This is a genomic window from Dokdonella sp. (assembly GCF_039926425.1).
In the GTDB taxonomy this organism is placed as follows: Bacteria; Pseudomonadota; Gammaproteobacteria; order Xanthomonadales; family Rhodanobacteraceae; genus Dokdonella_A.
In genome coordinates this window covers 25,578-45,695 of sequence record NZ_JBDSWZ010000087.1, presented here as the reverse complement: position 1 = coordinate 45,695, position 20,118 = coordinate 25,578, and the positions used below count along the sequence as shown (strand labels likewise).

Sequence of the window (20,118 nt, the reverse complement as noted above, 5' to 3'; positions counted from 1 at the left end):
CACTCTGTAGTTTTTTCGCAACACCTACCGACCCGCGTGGGCATGAAACACTGTTTTTCAGGGTCGACCGCGATCGCCACCCTGCCTGCGCAGGGGAGCGATCGGGGCCGGCGACGTGTTCGAGCGCCGCCGGCAAAACCACCGCCCGTCGTGCCGACGGGATCGATGGTCAGGATGGGTATGCAGCGTGCGTCAGTCGGCCTGGCGACGCAGGAACGCAGGAATGTCGAGATAGTCGCCCGACGTTTCCGCGGCAGCAACGGGATGATCGACCGCCGTTCGCATCGGCTGTCCCGGAATGCCGAGATAGTCCACTTCGCCCGTGGACGCGTTGCGCACGACGCGCATCGACGGCCGCTGGGTGGAAATGATTTCGCGCTCGCGGGTATCGCGCAGCGGTTGCCGCACGACCGCCCTGTTGAGCCCTGTCGCCACCACCGTCACACGGACGTCATCGCCCAGCTCCGGATCGAGCGCGGTACCGACCACGACCGTTGCGTCCTCGCTGGCGAACTCGTGGATCACCTGACCGATGTCGTCGAACTCGCGCATGGTGAGGTTGGTACCGGCAGTGACGTTCACCAGGATGCCGCAGGCGCCCGCCAGATTGACGTCGTCGAGCAGCGGATTGTTGATCGCGGCCTCAGCGGCTGCCACAGCGCGGTCGTCGCCGCGCGCAGTGCCAGTGCCCATCATTGCCATGCCCATCTCGCTCATCACCGTGCGCACGTCGGCGAAGTCGACGTTGATGAGGCCTGGCCGGGTGATCAGGTCGGCGATGCCCTGGACCGCACCGAGCAGCACGTCGTTCGCCTGCTTGAAGGCGCTGAGAAGGGTCACGTCGCGACCGAGCACGGTCAGCAGTTTTTCGTTGGGCACGGTGATCAGCGAGTCGCAGTACTGGCCGAGATCCTCGATGCCCTTCAGCGCGACCTGCATGCGCCGACGGCCTTCGAACGGAAACGGCTTGGTCACCACCGCAACGGTGAGGATGCCCATCTCCTTTGCCAGCTGCGCCACCACCGGTGCCGCTCCGGTGCCGGTGCCGCCACCCATACCGCAGGTGATGAACGCCATGTCGGCGCCGGTCAGCAGTTCGACGATGCGCTCACGATCTTCCAGCGCGGCCTGGCGGCCGACCTCCGGATTCGCACCGGCACCGAGTCCCTTGGTGACGTTCGCACCAAGTTGCAGGGTGAACTTTGCACCGCTGCTCTTCAGCGCCTGCGCATCGGTGTTCGCACACACGAAATCGACGCCTTCGACATTTGCCTGCACCATGTGGCTGACTGCATTGCCGCCGCCGCCGCCCACACCGATCACCTTGATGATCGCATTCGGTGCCATTCTTTCAACGAGCTCGAACATTTCCCATCCTCCGCAAAAAGTTAAGTGCCGCTTTTCTATTTATCGTTTCCGGGCCCGTGATCGACTCCCCGATCCGTCCCGTATGCAGCAGCTGGCACGCTGCCGGTTTGCGACCGTTTCGGTCGCCCGCGATGCTCCGCATCGCGGTTGGAGAAACCCGTCAGAATTCGCCTTTGAACCAGGTCGAGACCCGATTCCACAATCCACCCGCCGTCGATCCGGCCGTCGCGCTGACGTTGCGCGTCCCGTCACGTCGACTGCCATGCAGAAGAAGACCCACGCCGGTGGCCTGCATCGGATTCGCAACCACGTCTGCCAACCCGCTGACATGCTGCGGCGTTCCCAGCCGCACCGGCATGTGGAACAGTTCTTCGGCAAGATCGAGCGCGCCTTCCATGCGCGCCGCGCCGCCGGTCAGCACGATGCCCGCGCGCACGAGTTCCTCGCGTCCGCTGCGGCGCAGATCTGCCTGCACCATCTCGAAGATTTCCTCGTAGCGCGGCTGCACCGCTTCGGCGAGGTTCTGCCGCGCGAGACGCCGCGGCGGACGGTCGCCGACGCTCGGCACCTGGATGGTCTCCTCCGCATGCGCAAGTTGCGCGAGAGCGCAGGCATAGCGCACCTTCAGTTCCTCGGCATGCGCGGTCGGAGTGCGCATCAGATGCGCGATGTCGGACGTCACCTGGTCGCCGCCGATCGCAAGAGACGTCGTGTGACGCAACGCTCCGCCGGTGTAGATCGCGATGTCGGTGGTGCCGGCGCCGATGTCGACCAGGCACACGCCCAGTTCGCGCTCGTCGTCTGTCAACACCGCGCGCGCCGACGCGACAGCGGCCGGCAACAATTCGTCGACCTGCAACCCGCAGCGGTTGATGCACTTGGTGATGTTCTGGATCGCGCTGGCGGCACCAGTGACCAGATGCACGTTGGCTTCGAGACGCACACCCGACATGCCGACCGGGTGGCGGATGCCTTCCTGGCCGTCGATCAGGTATTCCTGCGGTTCGCGGTACAGCACCGTGCGGTCGGCCGGAATGGCGATCGCGCACGCGGAGTTGAGGACCGCGTCGAGGTCGCTGGCGGTGACTTCCCGGTCGCGGATCGGCGCGGTGCCGTGCGAGTTCTCGTCCCTGATGTGGCTGCCGGAAATCGATGCGTACACCGAGCGGATCTGGCAACCCGCCATCAGCTCGGCCTCTTCGATCGCACGCTGGATCGAATGCACGGTTGAATCGATATCCACCACGACTCCGCGCTTGAGACCATGCGCCGGGTGCGAGCCGATGCCGATGATTTCGACCGCCTCGCCCGGCGCGTGTTCGCCGACGATCGCGACGATCTTCGACGTACCGACATCGAGGCCGACGATCAGGTTTTTTTCGCTCTTTCGATTCATGTCGGAGCCGGGATTCGGGATTGGGGATTCGGGATTTGTGTCACCAGACGCAGGTCGTCGCGAGCGGGAATGTGCAGTCCCCGATCTCGTATCCCCAGACCTACAGGCGGCGGCGCGACAGGCAGCGACTCGGCCCAGCGCATTGCAAACCCGTTTTCGTAGCGCAGGTCCACGTAGGCGAGCGAACCGGCGTGCGAGCCGGCGAGGCGCGGCCAGACGTCAAGGAAGCGCTTCAACCGACGCTTCGAACCCTCGTGGCCCAGTTCGATGACAGCGCCAGACGCGAGATCCAGCCTCCAGCCACCGCGCGGCGACAGCGTCAGTGCATCGATGACCAAGCCGCTGCCGGTCAGTTCACGGAGGCAGTCTGCGTAGAACACGAGCACATCGCCCAGACGGTCGTCGGGACCCGCGAGCTTGGGCAGACCTTGCAGGCCGTCGGTGCCGGCGACGGTGAAGATCTTGCCGTGGCGATTGACCAGCCGGTCCTCGCCCCAGCGCGCATAAGGCTGCTGTTCGTAGACGACGAGATCGATCGTGTCGGGCCAGCGCTTGCGCGCCTCGGTGTACTCGACCCACGGAAGTCGCGCGACTGAATCACGCACGTTGTCGAGCTTGATCGCGAAGAAACCTTCACCGAGCAGCGGTTGGGCCGCCGCACGGATCTGCTCGGCATTGACGTGATCGAACTCGGCACGGACGCTCAGCTTCGTGACGGGCCAGCGGTCGCTCGCGAACCAGCCGTTGAGCACACCGACAATCGGCAGCGCGACCAACGTCAACGCGATCGCCCAAGCCACGAATTTCAGAAGGCCGTTCATGGCTCGTCCCTCCCGAACGAGGTTTCCAGAACGCGCCAGCAGAGCGTCTCGAAATCGATGCCGACCGTGCCTGCGGATTTGGGAACCAGCGAATGGCTGGTCATTCCCGGCGCGGTGTTCACTTCGAGGAGAAAATTGTCGCCGCCACGGTTGCGCATCACGTCGACGCGTCCCCACCCGGAACACCCGACTGCGTCGAACGCGGCGAGCGCGAGCGCGCGGATCTGCGTCTCGGCATCGCCGTCGAGGCCTGGACACAGATACTGCGTGTCCTCCGCCACGTACTTGGCGTGGTAGTCGTAGAACGCAGTCTTCGGCACGATGCGGATCGACGGCAGTGCGTCGCGACCAAGGATCGCAACCGTGAGCTCGTCGCCTTCGATCATCTCCTCCACCAGAAGATCGCCCGGGTAGCGCGCAGCAAGCGCCGCTGCTGCGGCGAGATCGGATTCTTCGAACACGCGCGTCACACCGACGCTCGACCCTTCGCAGGCCGGCTTCACGATGACCGGCAAGCCGATTGTCGCGGCAGCCGCGTGCACATCGACTCCACCCGACCCAACACCCTTGCGCAATGCGACGTAGCGCGGCGTCGGCAAGCCTTCGGCGATCCACACCTGCTTGGTGCGCACCTTGTCCATCGACAGCGCGGAGCCCAGCACGCCCGATCCGGTGTACGGAACATGCAGTGATTCGAGTGCGCCCTGCAGAACGCCGTCCTCTCCGCCACCATGCTGGCCGTGGAGGATGTTGAATACGCGTGCGTAGTGACCCGCACGCAACGCATCGAGCAAGGCGGGAATTCCATCGACCGCATGTGCATCGACATTGCGCGCGCGCAGCGCCGCGAGCACGTTGCGACCGGAGTCGAGCGACACCTCACGCTCGGCCGACTGTCCGCCCATGACCACGGCGACGCGGCCGAATTCGCGTGCATCGTGGATCGTCATGCGTGCGTCTCCGTGCGCAAATGGCCGCGAGCGCCGAGCTCGCTGGCCGCGGCACCGATGTCGCCGGCACCGAGCAGAAGCAGCAGGTCGCCGTCACGCAGCAGCGGCGGCAATGCGACTCGCAGGTCACGTGGGTGCTCGACCAATACCGGATCGACCTTGCCACGCCCGCGTACCGCACGCGCGAGTGCGCGACCGTCGGCGTTGGTGATCGGCGCTTCACCGGCCGGATAGACTTCCGTCAGCACCAGCACGTCCGTTTCAGCAAGGATATTCGCAAAGTCGTCGAGCAGGTCGCGCGTGCGCGAATAACGGTGCGGCTGGAACGCGACCACCAGCCGTCGATCCGACCAGCCCGCACGTGCAGCCGCAAAGACCGCCGCAAGCTCTCGTGGATGGTGGCCGTAGTCATCGACGAGCAGCACGTGCCCGTGATCGAGAGCGATGTCGCCGCGCAGTTGGAAGCGGCGCCCGACGCCCTGGAATTTCGCCAACGCGCGCTGCATCGCTGCCGGCTGGACGCCGAGCTGCCACCCCACCGCGCATGCCGCCAGCGCATTCAACACGTTGTGCGCGCCCGGCAGATTGAGCGTGATGTCCACATCGTCGACGCCGCCAGGAAGATGAAGCGTGAATTGCGTGGAGCCGCCAAGCTGGCGCAGATCGGACGCGCGCACATCGGCGACGATGTCCGCATCACCATGCGCCGAGCCTTCGATGCCGTAGGTCAGCACACGACGATGGGTTTCCTGCGCCAGCGCCGCGACCTCCGGATCGTCGATGCACAGCGCCGCCACGCCATAAAACGGCAGGCGATGGAGGAAATCCGCAAACGCCTTCTTCACCCGCTCGAAATCGCCGCCATAGTTCTCAAGATGATCGGCATCGATGTTCGTGACGATCGCAACGACCGGCGACAACAGGAGGAACGAACCATCCGACTCGTCGGCCTCAGCGACGAGGAATTCGCCCGTGCCGAGGCGTGCGTTTGCGCCGGCGGCGATCAGCTGGCCGCCGATGACGAACGTCGGATCGAGTCCCGCCTCGGCAAGCACGCTCGCGGTGAGACTCGTCGTTGTGGTCTTGCCATGCGTGCCGGCGACCGCGATGCCGCGACGGAAGCGCATCAACTCACCGAGCATTTCCGCGCGCGGAACCACCGGAATACGGCGTGCGCGTGCAGCGACGAGTTCGGGATTGTCCGGCTGTATCGCACTCGACACGACGAGCACATCGACATCGACGACGTGCGCGGCGTCATGGCCGTGATCGACGCGAACGCCGAGGCTGGCGAGTCGGCGCGTCGTTGCATTGTCCGCCTTGTCCGATCCCGAGACCGAATAGCCAAGCGTGCACAACACTTCGGCAATGCCGCTCATGCCGACGCCACCGATCCCGACGAAATGGACGCGTCGGAAGTCCTGCATGATGTCCGCGTGGTGGGCGAGGCGCTCGGGCGTCATGCACCCACCTGCACGCAGATGTCCGCGATCTGGCGAGCTGCATCGGGCTTCGCCAGCGTGCGGGCGGCGATCGCCATTTGCAGAAGCTGCGACCGCTGACTGATCTCTTCGAATGCGATGCCGAGCCGTTTGACGAACTCGTCGTCTTCGGCGACGAGGCGCGCCGCGCCCGCATCGACCATGGCCTGCGCGTTTTTTGTCTGATGATCATCCACTGCGTGCGGATAAGGCACCAGAATCGCAGGCACACCCGCGGCAGCGAGCTCCGCGAGGGTCAACGCGCCCGCTCGGCAAATGACCAGATCGGCCCATGCGTACGCGGCAGCCATGTCTTCCTCGAACGGAACGACGTCGGCTTCGATCCCGGCATTCATGTATGCCGCGCGCGCCTTGTCGAAATGCTTCGCGCCGCACTGATGGCGCACCGTCACCGGCAGCCGCGATCCACGCCGGCGCAACACCTCCGGCAATGCCGCATTGAGGCTTTGCGCGCCCTGGCTGCCACCCAGCACGAGCAGCTGCAATGGTCCTTCGCGACGGGCGTATCGGCGCGCGGGTTCCTCGATGCCGGTGATGGAGGCGCGCACTGGATTGCCGACCCATTCACCACGCGGGAACACATCTGCAAAACCGGTCAGCACGCGCTGCGCGTAGCGAGCGAGAAGCCGGTTGGTCAGTCCTGGAACACGGTTTTGTTCGTGAACGACCAGCGGCAATTTTGCGAATCGCGCAGCGATTCCGCCGGGGGCGGCCGCGTATCCGCCAAGGGAAATCACACTGCGCGGCGCATGCCGCTTCAGCACGGCGCGCGCGGCGACGATCGCGCGGATGAGGCGAAACGGCATCGCCAGCGCCGTCATGAGGTTTTTCCCGCGCACGCCGCCGATGTCGATTGTCTCGATGTGGATGCCATTCGGCGGGACGAGTCGCGTCTCGAGGCCACCGGTTGCACCGAGCCAGATCACCGGAATCCTGCGCGCTGCCAGTTCGGCCGCGACGGCGAGACCTGGGAAGATGTGTCCGCCGGTGCCGCCGGCCATGATCAGCACCGGCCCCCCGGATTTGGCGACGGGCGCGTTCACGGCTGCACCTCGACAAACTGCCGTTCCGCGATGGCCTGCATCACCGCATTTTCATCGCGGCTGACCTCATAGCTGACGCGCACCAGCAGCCCGATCGCCGCGCACGTCATCATCACGCTGGATCCGCCGGAACTGATCAGTGGAAGCGTCAGGCCTTTCGTCGGCAGCACACCCAGATTCACGCCGATCGAGACGAGCGCTTGCAGCGCAAGCATCATGGAAACGCCGAAAGCACAGTATCCGGCGAAGCGCTGGTTCTGATTGATCGCGCGGAGGCCGATCATGAAACCCCGGCCGACCAGCCAGGCGAAGAGGCCCAGAACGAGCACGATGCCGGCGAGTCCCAGTTCCTCGGCGATGACAGCAAGGATGAAATCCGTGTGCGCTTCGGGCAGGTAGGACAGTTTCTGGATCGACGCGCCGAGACCCACGCCGAACCATTCACCACGACCGATCGCGATCAGGGCCTGCGTCAACTGAAAGCCGTCCTTGAATGGATCGGCCCACGGATCGAGGAACGACGTCATGCGCTTGACGCGGTAATCCTGGCTCATCGCGACGGCGGCAAGTGCGGGGACAGCGATCGCACCGAGCAACGCGAGATGCCGCACACGCGCCCCGCCGAGCCAGACCATCCCGATCGTTACCGCCCCCAGCAGCGTCGCGGATCCGAAATCCGGTTGCGCAAGCAGCATCACCATCAGCAAACCGGCGATCGACAGAGGCTTGATCACGCCGAACAGCCGGGTCTGGACGTTCTCGCGATGGCGTACGAGGTAGCTCGCCATGTAGACGATCAGAATGAGCTTCACGGCCTCGACCGACTGAAACCCGACGAAGCCGAGGCGGATCCACCGTCGCGCGCCGTTGACGCGGATGCCGATGAACGGCACAAACACGAGAAGCAACAGCATGATGCCGCCGAGCAGCAGGAGGACCGCATTTTTCTCGACCCAACGCAATTCGATCCGCGAAACGACGACCGCGGCCGTCAGGCCGAGCGCGATGAACGCAAGGTGGCGAGCCAGGTAGTAGAACGGTCCGACGTGCGCGGTTTCGGCGACCGCGATCGAACTGGACGCGACCATCACGATGCCGAGGCTCGCCAGCATCATGGCTGCGAGCACGAGGCCGAGGTCGTAGCGACCTTTTGCGTCGCTGAAGCGCGTCGCCTGCGATTCGTTGTTGAAATCAAACAGCAGCATCAGCGCACCTTGAGGGTCGCGAGACCGATCAGCACCAGCACCACGCTGATGATCCAGAAACGCACGATCACGCGGGGCTCCGGCCAGCCCTTCAGTTCAAAATGATGGTGGATCGGCGCCATGCGAAAGATGCGCTTGCCGGTGAGCTTGAAACTCGCAACCTGCAGGATGACCGACACGGTTTCCATCACGAACACGCCACCCATGATCAGCAGAACGACTTCCTGCCGAACGATCACCGCAACGCAACCGAGTGCCGCGCCGATGGCGAGCGCACCGATGTCTCCCATGAAGACCTGCGCCGGATACGTGTTGAACCACAGGAATCCGAGGCCTGCGCCGCCGAGCGCACTGCAGAACACGGCCAGTTCGCCGGCACCCGGAATCGCCGGAATGCCGAGATACTCGGAAAAGACGCGGTTGCCGGCGAGGTAGGCAAACACACCAAGCGCGGTGCCGACCAGCACGCTCGGCATGATCGCAAGTCCATCGAGACCATCGGTGAGGTTCACCGCGTTGGAGAATCCAACAATGATGAAATATGCGAGACCGATGAACGCAATGGCGCCGAATCCGGCGAGCCACGGCGAGCTTGCCGCTGTCGTTGCCGCGTACGCGAGCGGAACCTGTGCGTGCTTGATCAAAGGCAGGTAGAAGGTCGTCGCCGCCGGCGTGTCCGCGGTGAAATACAGGAACAGTGCAACCGCCAAGCCAAACACCGACTGCCACAAATACTTCCAGCGTGCGGCGAGGCCGCGGCTGTCTTTCAACACGAGCTTCTTGTAGTCGTCGTAGAAGCCGATGGCCCCGAACGCGAGCATCACGCCAAGCACGAGCCACACATAGCGATTGCGAAGGTCGGCCCACAGCAGCGTCGACACCGAGATCGACGCAATGATCAGCACGCCACCCATCGTCGGCGTTCCGGCCTTCACCAGATGCGATTGCGGACCGTCGCTGCGGATCACCTGACCGGCCTTCACCGCGGCGAGTTTGCGGATGATCGCGGGGCCCGCCAGCAGCGACACCGCGAGCGCGGTGAGCGTGCTCATGATCGCGCGGAACGTAAGGTACTGGAAAAGGTGGAAGCCGCTCACCCAGGCTTTGAGCAGATCGGCGAGTTCAAGCAACATGGCGCTCGCCTCCATGCGCGTGCTGACGCTCGAGCAGTGCGTCCACCACGCGGTCCATCGCAGACGAACGCGATCCCTTCACCAGCAACGTCACACCTTCGCGCACGTCGCGGCGCAATGCATCGGAAAGCTGTGCCTGGTCGCCGAAGTGGATTGCGTCACCCTTGAATGCGTCGACCGCCGCACGGCTCAACTTTCCAACGGCGCGCAGCTTCTGGATGCCACTGCGTTTCGCGAGCGCACCGACTTCGCCGTGCAGTCGTTCGGCGTCCGGCCCGAGTTCGGCCATGTCTCCCATCACCAGCACGCGCTCGCCGGGTTCATCGGCAAGTGTCGCGATCGCTGCCGCAAACGAACCTGGATTCGCGTTGTAGCTGTCATCGATGAGGACAGCACCCGACGCGTGGGCATGTCGCATCAGGCGGCCGGCGACGGACGGTGCCGCTTCGAGACCTGCACGAATCGTCGACAACGGCACACCAAGCGCCATCGCCACGGCACTTGCCGCAAGCGCGTTCATCACGTTGTGACGGCCCGCCAGCGGCAGCGCGACATCGGTACTGACATTCGGCGTGAGCAGTCGGATGTGGCCTTCCGCGTTCACTTCGGAATCGAGATTCGCACTGATGTCCGCACGCCGGAGCAAGCCGAAGCGCAGCGTCTTGCGCGCACTTGAAATGCGCGCGAAGTATTCGGCGAATGCGTCATCCGCATTGATCACCGCAACGCCGTCCACGGGAAGCGAGCGGTAAATCGCTCCCTTGGTCTCGGCGACGCCTTGCAACGAACCCATCCGTTCCAGGTGCGCAGCAGCGACGTTGTTGACCAGAGCGACATCCGGCTGCGCAATACGTGCGAGATACGCGATGTCTCCCGGCTTGCCAGCTCCCATTTCGACAACCGCGTATTCGGCATCCTCCGGCATTGCGAGAAGGGTCAGTGGAAGACCGATCTCGTTGTTGAAGTTGCCGGCATTGACGTGGGTGCGACCGTGCCGTTCGAGGATCGATGCAACCAGCGTCTTCACCGTGGTCTTGCCGTTCGAGCCGGTGATCCCGACGACGCGTGCACGGCTGCGCGCGCGCACCACGCGCGCCAGTTCGCCGAGTGCGAGCAGCGTATCGGCGACGACGACCTGTGGCACATCGATCGCCAGTTCGCGCGACACCAGAAGCCCTGCTGCCCCGCGCGCAGCGGCGGCACCTGCGAAATCGTGCGCGTCATGGTGTTCGCCGACCAATGCCACGAACAGGCTGCCCGCTTCCAGCGTCCGGCTGTCGATCCACACCCTGTCGATCACCGCGTCCGTACCGAACAGGCGGCCGCCTGTCCACTTCGCGATGTCGGTCAGGCGAAGGTTCAACATGCGCGTTGCTCCAACGTCTGGCGTGCGACCTTCAGGTCGTCGAAGGGATAACGCGTCCCGCCAATTTCCTGGTACGGCTCGTGTCCTTTCCCTGCGACCAGTACGACGTCGCTGCGGGTTGCCTGTTCGATCGCGCTGCGGATTGCAGCAGCGCGGTCGCGTTCGATGATCGCTTCCTGCGGTCGCGCGAGCCCCGCAACAATCTGGGCAACGATGAGGTCGCCGTCCTCGGAGCGTGGATTGTCGTCGGTCACGATGATCGTATTGGCCAGCGCCTCGGCGATCGCACCCATCTGCGGGCGCTTGCCTTCGTCGCGCTCGCCACCGCAGCCGAAGACACAGATGAGCCGGCCGCTGCAATGTGCGCGGAGGCTGGTCAACGCTTGCTCGAGCGCGTCGGGCGTATGCGCGTAGTCGACAACGACCAGCGGTTGCTCCGCGCTGCCGCCGAGGCGGCTCATGCGCCCTGCGACCGGCTCGAGCGTCATCAGCGCCGACTGGATGTCGTCGAATCCGAAGCCGAGCTGCCCGAGACACGCGGCAACCGCCAGCAGGTTCGAAATGTTGAATCGCCCGAGCAGAGGCGTGCGAACGCGCCCTTCACCCCATGGCGTAATCAGGTCGAACTCCTGTCCCGACGCTGCGGTTTCCAAGGCCCTCGCAATGACGTCTGCATCGTCGCGCTCGATGCCGTAGCGCAACACCGCGATTCCGTGCGGAATCGTCGTCGCCAGAGCCCGACCGAACGCATCGTCAAAATTGATGATGGCCGCGCGCAGCCCTGGCCATGAGAACAATCGCTGTTTCGCAGCGCCGTAGGCGGCCATCGAGCCGTGATAGTCGAGATGATCCCGCGTGAGATTGGTGAACACCGCGAGATCGAACGCGACCGCATTGACGCGCCCCTGTTCGAGCGCGTGCGACGACACTTCCATGGCGACGTGGGTCGCGCCCTCCTCCAGGAACTGCCCCAGCAATCCGTGCACGGCGATCGCGTCGGGCGTGGTGCGCTCGCTCGCTTCGACGTGTCCGTACATGCCTGCGCCAAGCGTACCAATGGTTGCGGATGTTCGGCCGGTCTGCTGGAGCGCCTGCGCCAGCAACTGCACGGCCGATGTCTTGCCGTTGGTGCCGGTCACTCCGACGATGGTGAGGTGATGCGACGGATCGCCATTGAAACGCGAGGCAATCGAACCGAGCGTGTCGCGCAAGTCGTCGATCCACACGACTGGAACAGGGTCTCCGGCGTCCTTGCCGGAGGTGGAGACGTCGGGCGCGGATGCGGAAGTGACCGGCGTTTCCGCCAGGACAACCACCGCACCGCGATCCGACGCCGCCGGGGCAAACGTGATGCCGTGCATCCGCGTTCCGGCAAGCGCGACGAATGCATCGCCGGCACTGACGCGACGCGAATCAAGAGCGAGTCCGCTGACGCGGATATCACCCGACGAGCCCGGGATGTTGCGACCTTCAAGAAGGTCGCGAACGCTCATGGCGCGGCGTGGGAGATTCATTCGGGCACGCCTTCCGAAAAATCCGGCTCCACAGCCGTGCCGCCGGGCGCCTGATGCGCAGCATTCAGGGTGCGCCCGCTTTCGGGCGCCGCGGTGTACCAGTTCTGGACGTCGTCGGGCGGAACGTCCAACAGCCGGAGGGCGCCTTCCATGACCTTGCCGAACACCGGCGCGGACACCAGCGCACCGTAGTAGACGCCCTGCGGATCGTGAATCACGACCACACCCACCAGACGCGGCGCACTGACAGGAACCATGCCGGCGAACAGCGAGATATATTTTTTCTGATAACCACCACCGATCGCCGTTCGCGACGTGCCCGTCTTGCCCGCCACGCGGTAATTGGTGATCGACGCCTTGATTCCGCCACCCGGCGGATGGACGACAGTTTCGAGCATCGTGTTGAGGCTCGCCGCAATCTGTGGATCGATGACGGCGCGATCCGGGCTCTGTGCGCCCTTCACGAACGTCGGCGAACGCAGGCGCCCCTGATTGGCGAGCGCGGCGTAACCCTGCGCAAGTTGCAAGGGCGTGACGCTCAGGCCGTAGCCATAGGCGATCGTCGCTTGTTCAACAGGCCCCCAGTTCTTGGAAATCGGCAAATTGCCCGGCGATTCCCCCGGGAATCCGCATCCGGTCACCTCACCGAATCCGAACCGGTGGAAGACGTCGTACATGTGTTCACGCGTCATGGTGCCGGCAATCCTTGCGGCACCGACGTTGCTGGAATAGGTGATCACGCCCGTGACGTCGATCAGTCCCTTGTTGTGGACGTCGCTGATCGTGTGCCCGTACAGCGTGTACGTGCCGGGCGACGTGTCGATCGGTGTATGCGCTTTCCATTTGCCGCTTTCCAGCGCGGCTGAAATCGTGAAGGCCTTCATGGTTGAACCCGGCTCGACGACGTCGGTGACCGCGCGATTTCGCCGGTATGCCGGATCGATGTTTGCGCGCGCGTTCGGGTTGAACGATGGCTGGTTGACCATGGCGAGAATTTCGCCGGTCGGCACATCGAGAATCACCATCGACCCCGACGAGGCGTGATGTTCCGCCAGTGCAGCCTTCAATTCGCGGTACGCGAGATACTGGATGCGCCGGTCGATCGAGATCGTCAGGTCCTTCCCAGGGCGCGCTTCGCGGACCAGTTCGACGTTCTCGACCTCGTGACCGAGTCGATCGCGAATCACACGCTTCACGCCCTTTTCACCGGCCAGCCACTGGTTGAAGGCGAGTTCCAGACCCTCCTGCCCGGCGTCGTCGATGTTTGTGAAGCCGAGCACGTGGGCGACCACTTCGCCGCTCGGGTAATAGCGGCGAAACTCTCGCTGGCTGGCGACTCCGGGAATGTCGAGCTTGAGGATTGCCTGCGCATCATCCGGATTCAGATGTCGCTTGAGATAGACGAATTCCTTGTCGGAGTAAACCGCCAGCTTCTGTTTGAGTGCGTCCTCGTCGAGGCCGGCTGCATTCGCAAGCTCTGACAGCCGGTCGGCGTGATCAAGCAAGGTCGACGGATGGGCCCAGATCGACTCGACCGGGGTCGAGACCGCGAGCGGCTCGCCGTTGCGATCGAAGATCGTTCCACGCGAGACCGGAATCTCCAGATCACGCAGATAGCGCGCGTCCCCTTGCTCCTGGTAGAAATCCTTGCGCACGACCTGCAGGTCGACCGCGCGCACGACGAGCGCGCTCGACGCCAGCCCGAGCATGGCAACCACGACGTACAGTCGCGTTCGCGGATTGATCGGCTGCACGCGCTCGTTCATTGCATTGCCGCCAGTCCATCGACGCATGCGCGAGCGTTCAAGTCCAAGACCAATGCGTGATGAGCGCGAGCAATGGAGGCGCGGGAGGGGAGCATGATCGTCACCGCTTGATCACGATGGTTTCAGTAGCCTTGGGCGAAATCATCCCGAGCCGGCCGCGTGCGATCTGGTCGATCCTGTTGTTTTCTGCCCAGGTGGCCTGCTCGAGCTGCAGTCGGCCGAACTCGACGTTGAGGTCGTCACGCTCGTTCCCGAGGCGGGTGAGTTCGCCGAATGCGAGGCGGCTCTCCTGGCGCGCATACACCACGCCGATCGCGGTCACGAGCGTGGCCGTCAGCAAGATCGCCATGGCGACCGAACGCACGATCACGAACGCTTCTCCGCAACGCGCAATACCGCACTGCGCGCGCGCGGATTCGCTGCAAGCTCCGCCTCACCCGCGAACTGCGCCTTGCCGATTGCGATCAATGCAGACGGAACAGAATCCGGAAGTGGCAGGCCGCGTCGGACCGGCTTCGCAATCTCGCCGCGGACAAACTGCTTGACCACGCGGTCTTCGAGCGAGTGGAAACTGATGACGACCAGCCGACCGCCGGGCTTCAAATGCTCGGTCGCCGCATCGAGCCCCTGCCGCAGTGCGCCGATCTCGTCGTTCGCGTGAATTCGCAGCGCCTGAAACGTGCGCGTCGCGGGATGTTTGTGCCGCTCGCGGTAGCCGATGGTCTTTGCCACAAGGTCGGCAAGTTCACGCGTCGTCGCCAACGGACGCTCACGTTCCACGATTGCCCGGGCGATGCGTCGACTCATCTTTTCCTCACCAAGACGCCACAGGACATCCGCAATGTCCGTTGCGTCCGCCGCTGCCAACCACTGCGCCACACTTGAGCCACGCGTCGGGTCCATGCGCATGTCCAGCGGCCCGTCATTCTGGAAACTGAAACCACGCACCGGATCGTCCAGTTGCGGCGAGGACACACCCAGATCCAGCAATACGCCGTCGAGGCCCGCCTCTGCCTGTACCCAATCCGCCATCGCCGCAAAATTCGCGTGATGGATTTCCACCCGCTCGTCGCCTGCAAATTCACCACGCGCTGTCGCGATGGCTTCCGGATCACGGTCCATCAAAAGGAGCCGACCCTTCGGCCCCAGTCGTGCGAGCACTTCCCGCGCATGTCCACCGCGACCGAAGGTGCCGTCCAGATACACTCCGTCAGACCGAACGCGGAGGCCCTCCACGGCTTCCGCCAACATCACCGGCACATGCCCCCGCTGGGCGGCGCTCATGGACGAGCCGCCTTCACAACTTCAGCTCGAGCATGTCCTCCGTGATCTGGTCCTCTCCGATCGTTTCGCGGATCTTCGCCAGATGAGCCTGTTCGCCCCACAATTCGAATTTATTGCCCATGCCAAGCAGAACCGCACGCTTCTCGATGCCGGTCGCGGCACGTTGGCTGGACGGCAGTGAGATGCGTCCATTGCCATCCGGCTCGACGTGCGCGGCCGCGCCGACCAGCTTCATCTGCAGGTTGCGATGGACCGACTTCACACTCGGCAGCAGATTGACCTCGTCACGAACGCGTTCCCATTCCTTCTCCGGGAAAATCCACAGACAGCCGTGCTCGAACGGGTTGTACGTCACGACCAGCCGGTTTGCGCTCGCCTGTGCAACGAGCTCACGATAGGCCGCCGGGATCGCTACCCTGCCCTTGTCGTCCAGCGTGACTGCCGATTCGCCCTGCAACATGATCCACTAAACACCACTAAAAACCACTTGAATCCACATTAGGCCGCAAGTCATGGGCTGTCAAGGAAAATCCGGCCGCAAACCGCCCGCAATCCAGCGATTTGTGAGGGCAAATGGGCTGATATTTCAGAGACCACGTGAGGAGAGGACGCCAACGTATTGAAAGCAATACGTGCGGACAGGCGCGTGGACGCGCGGCCCTTTCAGTACGGGATGACGCGGGACGCGGCACCGCGAGACGAGTCCCGGCACAGTCGCGCCGGGACCGACGAAGTGGGAGCCGGCCGATAAGCCGGGTTCTGTCGTGGGCAGCCATTCCTCTAGACCCTGCGTCACCGCAGGGCTCAAGCAACCAACCCGGGAACGACGCGGGCCACGTCATGGTTCCCCTATTTGGTCTTGCTCCAGGTGGGGTTTGCCGTGCCACGCGACGTTGTCCCCGCGTGCGGTGTGCTCTTACCACACCGTTTCACCCTTACCACGCGCATCTTTCGATGCCGTTCGGCGGTTTGTTTTCTGTTGCACTTTCCGTCGGCTTGCGCCGCCCAGGCGTTACCTGGCACCTTGCCCTGTGGAGCCCGGACTTTCCTCGGCGCTTCATCAGCGACGCGGCTGCCTGGCCGGCTCCCGAGCCAAGTCTAACCGGCGCGGCGATCACACGACAGCTGCGCAGATGGATCCGGCACGCGACGCCTCGCGCTCAGACGGGGTTGAGTACTTCCTGAAGTGGGATGGGCTTGCCGACCAGCCAGCCCTGCGCGTAACGGCACCCGAGTTTGTGCAGGACCTCGCGCTGCTCGTGCGTCTCGACACCTTCGGCGATCAGGTCGCAATCGAGCGCACGCGCCATTGCGACAATCACGCCGACGACCGCGACGCCGCGGGAGGTGTCGAGCGCCTTGACAAAGCTTCCATCCAACTTGATCTGGTCGAAGCTGAGCGTCAGCAACGGCCCGAGATTCGAATAGCCGGTGCCGAAGTCATCCAGCGCGACGTGCATTCCGGCGGCATGGCAACGCGCGAGGAATTCGGCAATGTGGGCCGAGTTGAGCACGAGGCTCTCGGTCACTTCGAGCTTCAATCGGTCCGCCGGCAATCCACGCGAATGCAGCAGGGCCAGAATGCGCTCGACCATCTTCGGATCATCGAGCTGCCGGGCCGACATGTTCACGGCGATGAAAGGCAGCCGTTTGTCGCCTCGCTGCTTGAATTCCAGAAGCATGTCGCACACCCGCTCCAGAACATAGTCACCGACCGGGAGGATCAGCGACGTCTCTTCGGCAAGACGGATGAATTCGGCCGGCGATACAGCGCCGCGCTCCGGATGCTGCCATCGTACGAGTGCTTCGTACCCTGCGATGCGGCCACTGACAATTTCCTCGATCGGCTGGAGACGTACTTCGAGTTCCTTTCGCTCCAGCGCAGCACGCAGCTCGCTTTCCAGCCGGATCTTGCCGAACGCGTCAGCGTTGCCGTGCCGACCGAGGGCGACGTTCTCCGTGCCTGGCGTGCCACCCGTCAGTGTCGCAAGTGCGGAGCGATAGCGCGTGAGCTGACTCATGAGCAGCGCGCGAACGATCGGATCGGCCGCGGCCAGTCGCTCGGCGAATTGATCGGCATCAATGGGGGTCAATGCGCAGTCAGTGACGGCGCGGGCCGTTGCGGTCCTCGGTGAATCGTCGAGCACGGCCATTTCGCCGAGGAGCATTCCGGGGCCGAGCTCGTCGAGAACGCGGTGCTCGCCGAATTGCCGGGTGCTGATTTCGATGCGGCCGGACTCGATCAGGTAGGCGCCAGTCGGCGAATCACCCTCCGCAAATATGATCGAGCCCGTTTTGAATGACTCGCTGTAGGGCTGCACCGCGCGACTCCCCGGAAATGCGTACACGCGCCGCGGAATGAGGGCGACGAACCGATGCTACACAAAAAAAGGGCCGCATTGCTGCGGCCCTTCGTTGTCGAGCTCAGGTGAATCGAATCAGGGCGTCGGCGGACACGTCGGCGGACTGAAGTCGTTGCACGTTGCGGTCCCGCTGAACGTCACGGTCGCACTGCCGCTGCCGGGAGTCGAGAACACGCAGCTACCCGTGCCCGTCGTCGGCGGCGTGCCCGCGGAGACGAATCCGCTGGCGGCGGCCGAAAACGTGGCGGTTCCGGACGCGGACGTCGATGCGCTTGAAGGCGTCAACGTGATCGTTCCCTGCGACGCGGAACACGTGCCGGTGATCACTGCGCCCGGAACCACAGAGCCGCTCGCTGTGCGCGCGGTGACCGTGATCAACGTCGTGTTGCCCGCGGTAGGTACATGCACCGAATTGGGCGAAACCTGCAGCGTCGCGACCTGGACAGAGATGTTCACGCTGGTTGTCTGCCCTGCCGCACTCAGATTCAGCACACCACCCGCGGCGCCCGCTGGAATGCCCGCGGTGACGACGACGCCAGTCGCGCATCCGCTGGTATTGGTGAGGTCGGCAAACACGCCGCTGCCAGGAACGCCATCGATCGAGCCGGTGCCACCGCCCGTCAACACGAACTGGAAGCCAACCGGCAGACCGCGCAGAGGAATGCCCAAAGCGTCTGCAACGCAAACGGTGACCTCTGAGGTGGTGTCTCCGATGATTGGATCCGGGGACGCCGAAATCGTCGCCGGTGCGACACCCGGGTAGGTCAGGGTTCCAGCGTCGGTCACAACGTTCGCTCCGTTGGTGACCCGATCGATTCCATCACCTTGTGCCCAGATGGCCACCGAACTACCTACGGTGCTGACGGTGTATGTCAACGAGGCATGCGCAACGCCCGAAGCGTCTGTCGTGCTCACTGCCGTGATGCTGCCATGACGCGAACGTCCGATGAGATACGGAAGGATCGGGCCCTGATCCACGCTTGCGCCAGTGGTGTCGTTGCGATTGAACGCGGGTCTGACCGTGAGGTTCGTGGCACTGTTCACCGACGTCACCGTAACTGCGCTTTCAAGATCGGCATTGCCAGGAACCGCCTGCCCGAAGACGACCAGTGCGTCACCGGGACCCGCGCCGTTTGCTCCGGTGAAATGGCCTGTCGGAGCTGTGAACGTCGTTCCGCCTTCCTGCGGATTGCCATCGAACCCGGAGAGAAGAAATTCATTGTCATTGGATGCGCCGGGCGCGCCGACCGGTTCGTCGACCGAACCGAACCGGATCGGTGTGCCTGGAAGTACCGGATTACCCTGACGATCCTGCGCCTTTGCCGTCACAACGAGACTGAGCGTGGCGTCCGGGTTCGGCGGAATATTCACGTCGGCAGACACGTTGCCGGTGCTGTCCGGGCACGGATCGGTCACGCAATTGATCGTGATTCCCGGAAGGCTCGGAGCAATGATCGGCGAGGTGATCTGGATCGAGTACAACTTGCCGTCGGAGACGATCACGGACGTCGTCTGCGACACCGGATCCTGAATGCCGTTGGAGACATTGTTGTCCGCGCGATCAACGGTTGCCCGGATTTGAATCGGCGCCAGCGGCGTTGTGTCGCCGGCCTGGAAGGAGGCAGTCGCCTGGCCTTGCACCGTGTGCGAAGTAACCGTGGTTCCCGACACGGGACCGGTGACCGAATTGGACGAGAGCGTCGCGTTTCCGGCGTCGCTGATGATCTGGAACTGGACATTGTCGACGCCGGAATTGCCTGTGGCCGGATCGGGCACAAACTGGCCGCCGCCGTCACGAACGGTCGCCTTGATGGACGAGGCGTTGTTGCCTCCGGAGCTCGGCAGGTAAACGCCCGACGGACTCGCCGCGAGGTCGACCGTCGCGGGAGAATTGCCGACACCACTGGTGACGGTGAACGTCAGCGTCTGACTGATTGTGCGACCAGTGCTCGCGTCCTGCGTCGTCGCGGTAAACACCGTCGTGCCGGCGACAAGACGGGCGTTGACAAACGCCGTTGCGACACCGTTGCTTCCCTTGATCGGGTAGGTTCCGAAGAGCTGATCCGAGGTGGCTGTACCGTCATTGAGGACGGAGATTGCCGCCACGTTGACGGGGGAAATCGCGACAGTGATATCGCCAGGCATCAGCGAACCATTCGGGTTTCGCGCAGTGATGGTGATCTCAGCCTGATTTGGACCGTGGTCGTCCGGGGAGTAGTTTCCCGTATTCGTCGGCAACGTCGTCGTCGTCGCGCTGAGTGTCAACGTGCCACTGGTGGGGGCCTGGAAGCTACCGCCACCGCCGCCACCGCCGCAACTCGCCATTGCCAGACTGGCGAGCACCAGTCCCAGGATCTTGCCGGAAACATTCATTTTGGATCTCCAAGCCTTCATATTCGTTTCACCG

General features: G+C 63.9%; 16 protein-coding genes and 1 other RNA gene. All 17 read right to left on the bottom strand.

What is annotated here, in order from left to right:
• Positions 1-192 precede the first annotated feature (192 nt).
• Positions 193-1,368, bottom strand: a complete 1,176-nt coding sequence (gene ftsZ / locus ABIV12_RS05705) for a cell division protein FtsZ (protein ID WP_348057136.1) — start codon at positions 1,366-1,368, stop codon at positions 193-195.
• Positions 1,369-1,528: 160 nt separating this feature from the next.
• Positions 1,529-2,764, bottom strand: a complete 1,236-nt coding sequence (ftsA, locus tag ABIV12_RS05700) for a cell division protein FtsA (protein ID WP_348057134.1) — start codon at positions 2,762-2,764, stop codon at positions 1,529-1,531.
• Positions 2,761-3,585 (bottom strand): cell division protein FtsQ/DivIB, encoded by an 825-nt coding sequence (locus tag ABIV12_RS05695; RefSeq protein ID WP_348057132.1) that lies wholly within the window; start codon positions 3,583-3,585, stop codon positions 2,761-2,763. The genes ftsA and ABIV12_RS05695 overlap by 4 nt, the downstream gene beginning before the upstream one ends.
• Entirely contained in the window at positions 3,582-4,535 is a 954-nt protein-coding gene (locus ABIV12_RS05690; RefSeq protein ID WP_348057130.1) for a D-alanine--D-alanine ligase, read from the bottom strand. Before ABIV12_RS05690 ends, ABIV12_RS05695 begins: the two co-directional genes overlap by 4 nt.
• A complete protein-coding gene (gene murC / locus ABIV12_RS05685; RefSeq protein WP_348057128.1) occupies positions 4,532-5,998 on the bottom strand; it encodes a UDP-N-acetylmuramate--L-alanine ligase in 1,467 nt (488 codons plus the stop codon). Before murC ends, ABIV12_RS05690 begins: the two co-directional genes overlap by 4 nt.
• Complete coding sequence (gene murG / locus ABIV12_RS05680) at positions 5,995-7,038, bottom strand: undecaprenyldiphospho-muramoylpentapeptide beta-N-acetylglucosaminyltransferase (RefSeq protein ID WP_348057169.1); 1,044 nt, start codon at positions 7,036-7,038, stop codon at positions 5,995-5,997. Before murG ends, murC begins: the two co-directional genes overlap by 4 nt.
• Before the next feature lie 38 nt (positions 7,039-7,076).
• The gene (ftsW, locus tag ABIV12_RS05675; RefSeq protein WP_348057126.1) at positions 7,077-8,285 is read right to left on the bottom strand and encodes a putative lipid II flippase FtsW; all 1,209 of its coding nucleotides are present in this window, start codon (positions 8,283-8,285) and stop codon (positions 7,077-7,079) included.
• On the bottom strand, positions 8,285-9,418 hold the full coding sequence (mraY, locus tag ABIV12_RS05670) for a phospho-N-acetylmuramoyl-pentapeptide-transferase (RefSeq protein WP_348057124.1): 1,134 nt from the start codon (positions 9,416-9,418) through the stop codon (positions 8,285-8,287). The genes ftsW and mraY overlap by 1 nt, the downstream gene beginning before the upstream one ends.
• Entirely contained in the window at positions 9,408-10,784 is a 1,377-nt protein-coding gene (gene murF, locus ABIV12_RS05665) for a UDP-N-acetylmuramoyl-tripeptide--D-alanyl-D-alanine ligase (RefSeq protein ID WP_348057122.1), read from the bottom strand. Before murF ends, mraY begins: the two co-directional genes overlap by 11 nt.
• A complete protein-coding gene (locus ABIV12_RS05660) occupies positions 10,778-12,298 on the bottom strand; it encodes a UDP-N-acetylmuramoyl-L-alanyl-D-glutamate--2,6-diaminopimelate ligase (protein WP_348057120.1) in 1,521 nt (506 codons plus the stop codon). Before ABIV12_RS05660 ends, murF begins: the two co-directional genes overlap by 7 nt.
• Positions 12,295-14,091, bottom strand: a complete 1,797-nt coding sequence (locus ABIV12_RS05655; protein ID WP_348057118.1) for a penicillin-binding protein 2 — start codon at positions 14,089-14,091, stop codon at positions 12,295-12,297. Before ABIV12_RS05655 ends, ABIV12_RS05660 begins: the two co-directional genes overlap by 4 nt.
• Before the next feature lie 73 nt (positions 14,092-14,164).
• Positions 14,165-14,428 (bottom strand): cell division protein FtsL, encoded by a 264-nt coding sequence (ftsL, locus tag ABIV12_RS05650; protein ID WP_348057167.1) that lies wholly within the window; start codon positions 14,426-14,428, stop codon positions 14,165-14,167.
• A gap of 2 nt (positions 14,429-14,430) precedes the next feature.
• Positions 14,431-15,348, bottom strand: a complete 918-nt coding sequence (gene rsmH / locus ABIV12_RS05645) for a 16S rRNA (cytosine(1402)-N(4))-methyltransferase RsmH (protein WP_348057116.1) — start codon at positions 15,346-15,348, stop codon at positions 14,431-14,433.
• Between the two features lie 13 nt (positions 15,349-15,361).
• Positions 15,362-15,808, bottom strand: a complete 447-nt coding sequence (gene mraZ / locus ABIV12_RS05640) for a division/cell wall cluster transcriptional repressor MraZ (protein ID WP_348057114.1) — start codon at positions 15,806-15,808, stop codon at positions 15,362-15,364.
• A 272-nt stretch (positions 15,809-16,080) separates the two neighbouring features.
• An RNA gene (rnpB, locus tag ABIV12_RS05635) (RNase P RNA component class A) lies at positions 16,081-16,436 on the bottom strand.
• Positions 16,437-16,508: 72 nt separating this feature from the next.
• A complete protein-coding gene (locus tag ABIV12_RS05630) occupies positions 16,509-17,669 on the bottom strand; it encodes an EAL domain-containing protein (protein WP_348057112.1) in 1,161 nt (386 codons plus the stop codon).
• Positions 17,670-17,786: 117 nt separating this feature from the next.
• A complete protein-coding gene (locus ABIV12_RS05625; RefSeq protein ID WP_348057110.1) occupies positions 17,787-20,084 on the bottom strand; it encodes a hypothetical protein in 2,298 nt (765 codons plus the stop codon).
• Positions 20,085-20,118: the final 34 nt, after the last annotated feature.